This window comes from Nonomuraea sp. MG754425, from assembly GCF_021699195.1.
Classification (GTDB): domain Bacteria; phylum Actinomycetota; class Actinomycetes; order Streptosporangiales; family Streptosporangiaceae; genus Nonomuraea.
Map to the genome: position 1 here is coordinate 1 of NZ_SSXE01000275.1, position 9,769 is coordinate 9,769.

Annotated in this window: 7 protein-coding genes; 2 read left to right on the top strand and 5 right to left on the bottom strand. The window is 74.3% G+C overall.

The genetic code is table 11. From position 1 onward, the window contains the following. On the top strand, positions 1–545 hold a 545-nt coding region (locus FAF44_RS49305), incomplete at its 5' end, for a YjfA family protein (protein ID WP_237110399.1). Positions 546–549: 4 nt separating this feature from the next. Here FAF44_RS49305 and FAF44_RS49310 read toward each other — a convergent pair. Then, positions 550–987, bottom strand: a complete 438-nt coding sequence (locus FAF44_RS49310; RefSeq protein ID WP_237110400.1) for a DUF2690 domain-containing protein — start codon at positions 985–987, stop codon at positions 550–552. 139 nt (positions 988–1,126) lie between these two features. Further along, complete coding sequence (locus FAF44_RS49315; RefSeq protein ID WP_237110401.1) at positions 1,127–2,131, bottom strand: LacI family DNA-binding transcriptional regulator; 1,005 nt, start codon at positions 2,129–2,131, stop codon at positions 1,127–1,129. Between the two features lie 168 nt (positions 2,132–2,299). On the opposite strand from FAF44_RS49315, the gene FAF44_RS49320 reads away from it, so the two are divergent. Further along, positions 2,300–3,742: a sulfatase gene (locus tag FAF44_RS49320; RefSeq protein WP_237110402.1), complete on the top strand. Its 1,443-nt coding sequence runs from the start codon at positions 2,300–2,302 to the stop codon at positions 3,740–3,742. A gap of 7 nt (positions 3,743–3,749) precedes the next feature. Here FAF44_RS49320 and FAF44_RS49325 read toward each other — a convergent pair whose 3' ends face one another. From FAF44_RS49325 to FAF44_RS49335, 3 genes are read right to left on the bottom strand one after another with little or no spacing between them, the layout of a single operon-like run. Further along, a complete protein-coding gene (locus tag FAF44_RS49325) occupies positions 3,750–3,962 on the bottom strand; it encodes an MbtH family protein (RefSeq protein WP_237110403.1) in 213 nt (70 codons plus the stop codon). Between the two features lie 41 nt (positions 3,963–4,003). Next, a complete protein-coding gene (locus FAF44_RS49330) occupies positions 4,004–5,731 on the bottom strand; it encodes an ABC transporter ATP-binding protein (protein WP_237110404.1) in 1,728 nt (575 codons plus the stop codon). Next, positions 5,718–9,728, bottom strand: coding sequence for an amino acid adenylation domain-containing protein (locus tag FAF44_RS49335; RefSeq protein WP_237110405.1), 4,011 nt, complete (start codon positions 9,726–9,728; stop codon positions 5,718–5,720). The genes FAF44_RS49330 and FAF44_RS49335 overlap by 14 nt, the downstream gene beginning before the upstream one ends. Between the last annotated feature and the right edge of the window lie 41 nt (positions 9,729–9,769).

The window sequence follows — 9,769 nt, forward strand, 5'->3', positions numbered from 1 at the left end:
GGCGGGGGTTGCGGGCGTTCGTGCTGGTCGGGGTGTTGCTCGTCGTGGTCGTGCTGGCCGGTGCTGTGCTCTGGCTGCTGAAGCCGGGTCGGCAGGGGGATCCCGCCGTCCCGGACGCGTCCGCCGGGACGGGGGAGTGGCGCGAACTGGCGGAGGTGCTTCCGTCGCCGGGACGTCCCGGCGACGGCATGGACCCGATCCGCGCCGAGTGCGGCTCGCCCGCCGTCGTCGCGACGGTCATCACCCTGGACGAGGTGTCCGTGCGGCTGCCCGGCGGCGCGGAGTTCGGCCGGCTGCGCCTGCGCCACCAGCCCTCGTGCCGGGCGAGCTGGGGTCAGGTCCTCGGCCCGCACGGCCAGGACCGGGTCGTGCACATCGTGCTCCGCCGCCCGGCCGACCGCGTGTCCGCGCCCAGTTCCTTCGGCGGCCAGAGCCCCACCAGCCACGGGAATCTGCTCCTGACCACGTCAGGCTGCGTGTACGCCGAGGCGTTCGTGCGCACCCCGGAGGGTGACGGCCCGGTCGTCCGCACACGTTGCGCGTGAGCCGTCAGCAGGGGCCGTGGCCGGCCGTGTTGCCCACCCTGACGTCCCCGGACCCGGGCACCATGTCGGTGTAGGCGTGGGTGTAGCCGGGCGGCACCTGGAAGGCGCGGACGCTGGAGGCGCGGCAGGACTGGACGTAGAACCAGGTTCCCGGCCTGGCCCCGGTGATCCGCGCCCACGAGGCGTCGCACGAGCGGCTGTGGCGGCGCTCCAGCGTCCCGAGCCGGGTGGCCAGCCGGTAGGTGGTGCGGGCGCCGGCGTCGCAGCCCAGCGCGATCGGGTCCAGCCCGTCGCAGCGCGCGCCGGTGCAGCCCTTGCGCGCGGCCCCGATCGAGCCGTCGTCGCCCCGGCCGGGGCCGGGGCCGGGTTGCGCGTGCGCCGCGGACGGCGGCAGGAGAAGAAGGCCGGCGGCCAGCGTGACGGTGGCGAAGGCTCGGAACATGGTGCTTCCTCCGGTACGTGGGAAGGTCGGTGACCTCGACGTTTCACCGTCCGCCCCCGGCCGGGGAAGGCCGTCCGGACAACCGTGAACAATCGAACATCCGCCACCACGCCGCCGCTCGGGTGGGAGTTCTGCCGCCTCAGGCTCCGGCCGGGCCGGTCGAGGCGCGGTAGACCATGCTCACGGGGAGCACGGTGTCGTCCGGCGGCGCGCCGCCCGACGCGACGCGGTCGAGGAGGAGGCGGACGGCCGCGGCCCCGGTGTCGAAGAACGGCATGCGCACGGTCGTCAGCGGCGGGATGGTCCGGGCGGCGACCGGGTGATCGTCGCAGCCCACCACCGAGCAGTCGTCGGGGACCCGCCGGCCGCGCTCGTGCAGCGCGTTGAGCACGCCGACCGCCATGAAGTCGTTCTGCGCGTAGATCGCGGTGAGGTCGCCGGCCCGGTCGAGCAGCCGGTGGGTGGCCGCGTAGCCGCCCTCGACCTGCCACCCGCCGTCCTCGACGAGCCGCGGGTCGTACGGCACGCCGTGCTCGGCCAGCACCTGCCGGTAGACGGCGGTGCGCCGTCGCGCGCTGTGTTGCCGCCGCAGGCCGGTCACCATGGCGATCCGGCGGTGGCCGAGGGCGAGCAGGTGGCGGATCGGCAGCGCCGCGGTGCCCGCGGACTCGGGGGAGACCCTCGGGACGCCGCCCCCGGCGATGTCGTGCAGGCTGACGGCGGGCGGGCCGGTCCGCAGCACCCGGCCGACCTCCTCGTCCTCCTCGGTCGCCGGGGCGTTCATGATGATGCCGTCGACCCGGCGCTCCATCAGCACCCGCAGGTAGCGCACGCAGTCGGAGCCGTCCGGCTCCAGGCTGCTGAGGAGCACGCTGAGGCCGTGTTGACGCGCCTCGCGCTCGATGCCGACGAGGAACCGCGCCGGGGTCGCGCTGGCGAAGTCGACGGTGATCACGCCGAGGGTCAGGGAGCTGCGCGACTGCAGGCTGCGGGCCAGCGCGTTGGGCACGTAGCCGAGTTCCTCGGCCGCATCGAGGATGCGCCGCCGGGTGGCGGGCGCGACCGCGCCCTTGCCGTTGAGCACCTTGCTCACCGTCTGGAAGCTCACGTCGGCGCGCGCGGCGACGTCTCTGAGCGAGGCCACGGTGCCACCTCCGGAAGGCGAACGTTCGCATCGACGGCGATGCCGCTCTCACCCTACCGCGCGGTCGCCAGGGGTTGACGGATCCGCGCGGGGTCGCCCAGCATAGGCGAACGTTCGCCTATGCGCTTCCCCACCTCCGACCACCGCCCCCGACCTCGAAGGAGAGCGATGAACCGGCCGAACATCCTGCTCATCTGCACCGACCAGCAGCGCTTCGACGCGATGGGCGCCTACGGCAACGACGAGATCGACACCCCCAACCTCGACCGGCTCGCCGCCCAGGGCGTGCTGTTCGAGAACTGCTACGTGCAGGCCCCGGTCTGCGGCCCCTCCCGCGCGAGCCTCATGACCGGCCGCTACGTGCACGCCCACGGCGTGTGGGCCAACGGCGTCGGGCTGCCCGCGCACGAGCACCTGTTCTCCCGCGCCCTGGCCGACCACGGCTACGACTGCGGCCTGGCCGGCAAGTTCCACGTCGGCGGGGCGTGCGCCGACGGCCGTACGGAACCGCGGCTGGACGACGGCTTCCGCGTCTTCCGCTGGGCGCACGACCCGTACGTCGGCTCGTCGGAGAACGCCTACCACCGGTGGCTGCGGGCCGTCCGGCCGGACCTGTACGAGGCCGCCGCCCGGGCCGCTCCGGGGTCCGGCTTCGACACCCTTCCGACGGAGTTCCACTACAGCCGGTGGATCGGCGACGAGACCATCGACTTCATCCGGCACTCGCGCGACACCGGCAAGCCGTTCTTCTTCGTGGCCAACTTCTTCGACCCGCACCACGACTTCGGCGCGCCGCAGGAGTACGTCGAGCGCTACCGCCACCGGACCCTGCGGCGGCCGGTCACCCGGGACCAGGAGCTGGCCGGCAAGCCGCCCGTGCAGACCGAGGCGTCGCACCGCTCCTACGCCGGCGCCGCCCGCGGCTACACGGAGTACACCGAGGCCGAGCTCCACGACGTCCGCGTCAACTACTACGCCATGGTGAGCCTCGTGGACGACGAGGTCGGCCGCATCCTCGCCGCCCTCGACGCGGCCGGCCTGACCGAGGACACGCTGGTCGTCTTCACCAGCGACCACGGCGAGATGCTCGGCGACCACCAGCTCATGCTGAAGGGCCCGATGATGTACGAGTGCGCGGTCCGGGTCCCGCTCGTGCTGCGCTGGCCGGCCGGGCTGCCCGCCGGGGCGCGGCGGGCCGAGCTGGTCCAGTGGCTCGATCTGGGGGCGACCTTCCTGGCCGCCGCCGGTGCGCCGCCGCAGGCCCGCGGGCAGGGGCTGGACCTGCTGCCGACGGCCCGCGGCGACCGGGACGCGCAGGTCAGGGGATGGGCGCTGTGCGAGTACCGCAACAGCGGCCACCCGTACGAGGAGCCCGTGCACACCACGATGCTCAGGCACGACCGGTGGAAGATCGTCGTCTACCACGGCGCGCCGTCCACCACCCGGGCCCGCGCCGGCGAGCTGTACGACCTGGCGGCCGACCCGGCGGAGCTGGACAACCTGTGGGACCGCCCGGCCCACGCGGCGACCCGGGCCGAACTGCAGGAACTGCTGCTCGACGTCCTGGTCGCCACCGAGGACCGCAGCCGGCCCCGGGAGGCCAACTGGTGAGGCGCGCTCAGGCGCGGCCCGATCCTTCCGCCAGCGACCGGGGCCGCAGGTCGGTCCAGTGGGCCTCGATGTAGTCCAGGCAGGCGTCCCGGCCGCTCTCGGGCAGGACGACGGTCCACCCGCCGGGCACCTCGGCGAAGGCGGGCCACAGGGAGTGCTGGTTCTCGTGGTTGACCAGCACCAGGAAGCGGCCGTCCGGGTCGTCGAAGGGGTTGCTCATGCTCGGTCCTCTCAGGGGCGATCGATGGATGGCGGCCGGGCTCACCTGGCCACCGCCAGGCGATAGCCCTCGTCGGTGGCCAGGAGGTTGCGGTGCGTGTCCTCGGCGGTGATGACGCCGCCGTCCAGGACGAGCACCCGGTCGGCGGCGTCCAGCAGGGCGGGGCTGCTGGTGATCACGATCATGGTGCGGCCCCGGCGCAGCGCCGCGAGGTTGCGGGCGATGAGCTGCTCGGTGACCGCGTCCACGGCCGTGGTCGGGTCGTGCAGGACCAGGATGTCCGGGTCGGCGGCCAGGGCGCGGGCCAGGGACAGGCGCTGGCGCTGGCCGCCCGACAGGTTCGCGCCGCGGTCGCGGACCTCGTGGTCGAGCCCCTCGCGGTGCAGGGCGACGACGTCGGTCAGCATGGACGCCTCCACGGCCTGCGCGACCAGGCGGCCGGTGCCCGCCGGGTCGATGTTCGTGCGCAGGGTGCCCGCGAAGATCTCCCCGTCGTACGGGTTGACTAGCAGGTGCTCGCGTACCGCCGCGATCGACAGCTCCCCGGCCTCCCGCCCGCCGACCCGCACCACACCTTCGTACGAGGCGGGCGGGACGTCCACCGCCAGGACCGCGACGAGGTCGTCCGCCGCGCGCGCCTGGTAGGCGGCGATGGCCACGAACTCGCCAGCCGCCACATGGAACTTCAGCTCGCGCAGCGACCCGTGCCGGACGCCGTCCACCTCCAGGTCACCCCCCGGGGACGGGCTCAGCGTCCCCGGGGACATCACCGGGGACGCGGCCAGCACCAGCGCCATCCGCTCCGCCGACGCCCGCGCGATCATCACGTACTTCGGCATCTCCGAGAACAGCTTGAGCGGCTCGATGATGAACTGGGCCAGCCCCACGGCCATCACGAGTTGCCCGATGGTGATCCGGCCGTCCAGCGCCAGCCAGCCCGCCGTCAGCGTCACCGCGGCGGCGAGCAGCGCGTTGAGCGCCAGCGCGGCACCGGCGTACGCGCCGTTCACCCCGGCGACGGTGACCGCCTGGGCCCTCGCCTCCGTGCTGACCTTCCGGTAGGACCGGAACGCCGCGTGGTTGCCGCCGAACCCGTGCAGCGGGCGCAGGCCGACGATCAGGTCGGCGACCTTCGCGCCCGCCCGCGCCACCCGGGCCTGCTGCTCCCGCGTGCTGGTGCCGATCCGCCGGGACAGCACGCTGAGGATCGACAGGATCGCGATCGTCCCGACGATCACCAGCACGCCCAGCCACAGGCTGGCCATGCCCAGCGCGACCGCGCTGACCAGCACCGCGACCAGCGAGCTGATCAGCAGCGGCACCACCTCGATGATGTCGGCGGTCTGGTCGGCGTCCTCGGTGGCGATGGTCAGCACCTCGCCGGACCTGAAATCGGTGTCCTTGGCCACCGGCTGGAGGCCGCAGTCGGCGACCTGCACCCGCCAGCGGTGCGCCTCGGTCGTGTTGGCCTTCTGCAGGATGCGCATCCCGAACCGCCACGACAGCGACACCGTCGTGATGATCACGGCCAGCGCGGCGATCGACCAGCCGAGCGCGCCGAGGCCGCGCTCGCGCATCGTGTGCTCGACGATCAGGCCGAGCGCGATCGGGAAGGCGGTCTCGGCCGCCTGGTACAGGCCCATCAGGACGGTGCCCCCGGCCATCGCGCCCGCGTTGCGCCGCAGCGCGGTCCGGAGGATGGCGGAGCCGGTGCGGGGAGTGCTCGCCGGGGCGCCCGTGCGGGGCCCGGGGCGGTCAGGAGTGCTCATCGAGGTGCCTGGCGATCGCTTCGGGGGTGCGCAGGGTGAACAGGTCGCGGATGGTGACCACGGGGCCGTACTCGCGGCGCAGCAGCCCGATCAGCCGCACCGCCAGCATGGAGTGCCCGCCGAGCGACACGAAGTCGCCCACCGCGCTCACCTCGTCGTCGTCCAGGTCCAGCGCCTCGGCGAACAGCTCGCACACCGTGGTCTCGGTCTCGGTCTCCGGGCCGCGCTCGGCCGACGTGGTCAGCGCGCCCAGCGGCTTGGCCTCGGGCAGCGCCCGGGTGTCGGCCTTGCCGTTCACGGTCAGCGGGATCGCCTCCACCTGGGCGTAGTGCGTGGGACGCAGGTAGTCCGGCAGCCCCGCCCCGGCCTCGGCGGCGACCGTCGCGAGGTCGGACCCGTCCAGCACGAGATACGCCGCCAGCCGGTACGCCCCGTCCACCTGCGGATCGGACTGGGCCACCGCCGCGGCGAAACGCACCGCCGGGTGCGCCGCGAACACCGCCTCCACCTCGCCCGGCTCGACCCGGTGCCCGCGGATCTTGACCTGCTGGTCGGTGCGGCCCAGGTACACGAGGTTCCCGTCCGGCCGCCGCAACACGAGATCCCCGGTCCGGTACATGCGCTCGCCCGGCTCGCCGAACGGGCACGCGACGAACCGGTGCGCGGTCTGCGCCGGCTGCCCGAGGTAGCCGCGCGCGATGCCGATCCCCGACACGTACAGCTCGCCGGGGACGTCGTCCGGCACCGGCCGCAGCCACGGGTCCAGCACGTACACGTCGGTGTTGTCGATCGCCACGCCCACCACCGGGTCCGCGCACTCGAAGGTGCCGACGCCGAGGGTGTTGATGGTGTACTCGGTGGGGCCGTACAGGTTGTAGCCGGCCGTGCCCTCGGTGCCGGCCAGCCGCCGCCACAACGCCGGGGTGACCGCCTCGCCGCCCAGCAGCACCAGCGGGGGCCGCCGCGCGGGGTCGTCCAGCAGGCCCTCGGCCACCAGTTGCTGCGCGTACGTGGGGGTCACGTTGATGACGTCGATCCCGTGCTCCAGGCAGTACCCGACCAGCCGGGGCGCGTCGCGCCGCAACTCCTCGTCGCAGATGTGCACCTCGTGGCCGTCGGCGAGCCACAACAGCTCCTCCCACGACATGTCGAACGCGAACGACACCGTGTGCGCGATCCGGAAGACCCGGTGGCCGTGCTCGGCCAGCACCGGCTCGAAGATCCGGCGCTGGTGGTTGATCAGCATGTTCGTCAGCCCGGCGTACTCGGTCACCACACCCTTGGGCCGGCCGGTCGAGCCCGAGGTGTAGATCGTGTACGCGGGGTGCCGCAGGCGGTCCGGGTCGCCGGGCGCGAACGTGACGAACGGCTCGGCCTCGGGCAGGGGCCGGTCCAGCTCGATCAGCTCGACCGGCGCGCCGCCCAGCCGGGGGGAGACGGAGCCGACGGTGAGGATCACGTCCGGGCGGGCGTCGGCGACGATCGCGGCGATCCGCTCGTCCGGATGGTCCAGTTCGAGCGGCACGTACGCGGCGCCGACGCGCAACACGGCGAACAGCGCCACGATCGAGTCGAGCGAGCGCGGGATCGCCAGCCCGGCGCTCCTGCCCGGCCCGAGGCCGCGCGCGGCCAGGACCCCCGCCACCGCCCGGCTACGCTCCCTGAGCTGGGCGAACGTCATGCTCGTGCCGTGGGCGACGAGCGCCACCCGGTCGGGAGCGCGCTCCGCCGCCCGGTCGAACCGGTCCACCACCGTGTCGGTGCCGATGTCCGTGCGCGCGGACGGCTCGGGCACCGGCCCGAGGCCCGGCAGCGCGCCCACCGGCCCGGTCCGGCGCGCCAGGTCGTCGAGCAGCCGCAGGTAGTCGTCCAGGAGCCGGCGGGCGCGCCCGGTGTCCCGGTCGCGGTACTCCAGCTTGACCGTGAGCCGGTCGCCGGGCGTGACGACCCAGGTGAACGGGTAGTGCGTGGAGTCGTCGGCGCGCACCTCCGTGATGCCGTGCCGGGCGTTCAGCTCGGCGAACGCGTCCAGGTCCAGGAAGTTCTGCAGCACGAACAGGTTGTCGAACAGGGTGTCGTGGCCGCTGCCGCGCTGGATCTCGCCGAGCCCCAGGTGCTCGTGCTCCATCGCCGCGACCCTGGCCGCCTGCACGCCCGACAGGTACGCGCGCACCGTCTCGCCCGGCCGGGCCCGCGTCCACATGGGGACGGTGTTGAGCAGCACGCCGACGATGCCGGACAGCCCCTCGCCCTCCCGGCCGGAGACGGTCACGCCGAACACGGCGTCCTCGCGGCCCGTGTGCGCGCCGAGCAGCAGGCCGAACGCGCCGGTCAGCACCGAGTTCAGGGTGACGCCGTGCGCTCTGGCCGCCTCCCGCAGCAGCCGCGACCGCGCGGCGGACAGCGTGTGCGTGAGCGCGCGCGGCAGCTCGCCGGACAGCGCCGGCGACGGGCCCGCCAGCAGCGTCGGCCCCGTCAGGCCGGTCAGGTGCCCGGCCCAGAACCGTTCCGAGGCGGAGACGTCCCGGGCGGCCAGCGACCGGGCGTGCTCCTCGAAGCTCGGCGTGGCCGGGACCGGGTCCGGCGGCGCGCCCGCGACGATCGCCGCGTAGGCGTCGAACAGGTCCCGCAGCACGATCTCGCGCGACCAGCCGTCCCACAGCAGCAGGTGGTAGCTGAGCAGCAGGCCGTCGTGGCCGCCGGGCAGCCGCAGCACGGTCAGTCGGATCAGCGGCGGCTCGCCCGGGTCGAAGCCTCGCTCGCGGTCGCCGGCGCACAGCGCCTCGACGTCCTGCTCGGACGGCACGGTGAGCGTCGCGACCGCGACCCGGCGGCCCGCCGCGAGCACCTGGACCGGGTTCCCGTCGTCGTCGGTGCCGAAGGCCGCGCCCACGACCGGGTGCCGCGCGACCACGTACGCCATCGCCTCGGCCAGGGCTTCGGGGTCGAGCCGCCGGTCGAAGGTGAAGTAGCTCTGGGCGACGTAGTGCCCGGCCGGGCCGGTGAGCTGGGCCTGGAAGAACAGCCCGCGTTGCAGCGGGGTCACCGGGGCCGTCCGCTCGGCGGTCGCGGCGGCCTGCGCGACGTGCTCCAGCGCGCGCCGCCAGTGCTCGACCAGCTCGCCGGGGACGCCGCCGGCGAGGGTGAAGGCCGCGCGCAGCGTCCCGGTGTCCGGGTCGAGCCACGCGTTGACCTCGACGGCGTACGGGCTGCCCGGATCGCCGCCGGTGACGTGCAGCGCCCGCGACTCCCCGGCCGCGCCGAGGTAGTTGAACAGCACCTGCGGGCGGGCGCGGAGCAGCGGCGCGGTCTGCGGGTTCAGGTATCTGAGCCGGCCGTAGGCGAGGTGGCCGCGCTCGTCCGGCTGGCGTTCGGCCAGCTCGCGCGCCGCCGCGACCGGGTCGGTGCGCGGCGTGAGCCGCACGGGCGCGATCGAGGTGAACCAGCCGACCGTGCGGCTGTAGTCGTGCTGCCCGAGCACCGGGACCCGGCCGTGCCGCTCCAGCTCGATCGCGAGGTCGGTGGGCTCCGGCTGGACGTGCGTCAGCGCGGTCCGCAGCGCGCCGCACAACAACTCGGTGAGGCCGACCCCGAGCGCGGCCGGGGCGGTGCGCGTCACGAGGGCGGTCACCTCGGGGGCGATCTCCACGACGGTCTCGCGCGGCGGCCCGGTCACGGGTAGCGGCGTGGGGGCGGCGAGCGTCTCGATCCAGTGTCCGAGACTGTCCGAGTCCGCGGCGGACGGGACGGCCAGCGCGGCGGCGTACTCGGCGTAGGACGTGCCGGGCGGCGCCAGGGGCGTCCCGCGCATGGCGGTGGCCAGGTCGTCCAGCAGGATCAGCCAGGACACCGCGTCCACGGCCAGGTGTTGCGCGGTGATCACGAGGGTGCGGCTCGCCTCCAGCCACGTGAACGCGACCACCTCCCCGGCCTCGGGATCGAGCCGCCCGGCAGCCTCGTTCGCGGCAACCGTCGCCTCGGCCATGACACTCGCCATGCTGGCAGTGGACGGCTCCGCGCCGGGGGCGGGGGTGGGGC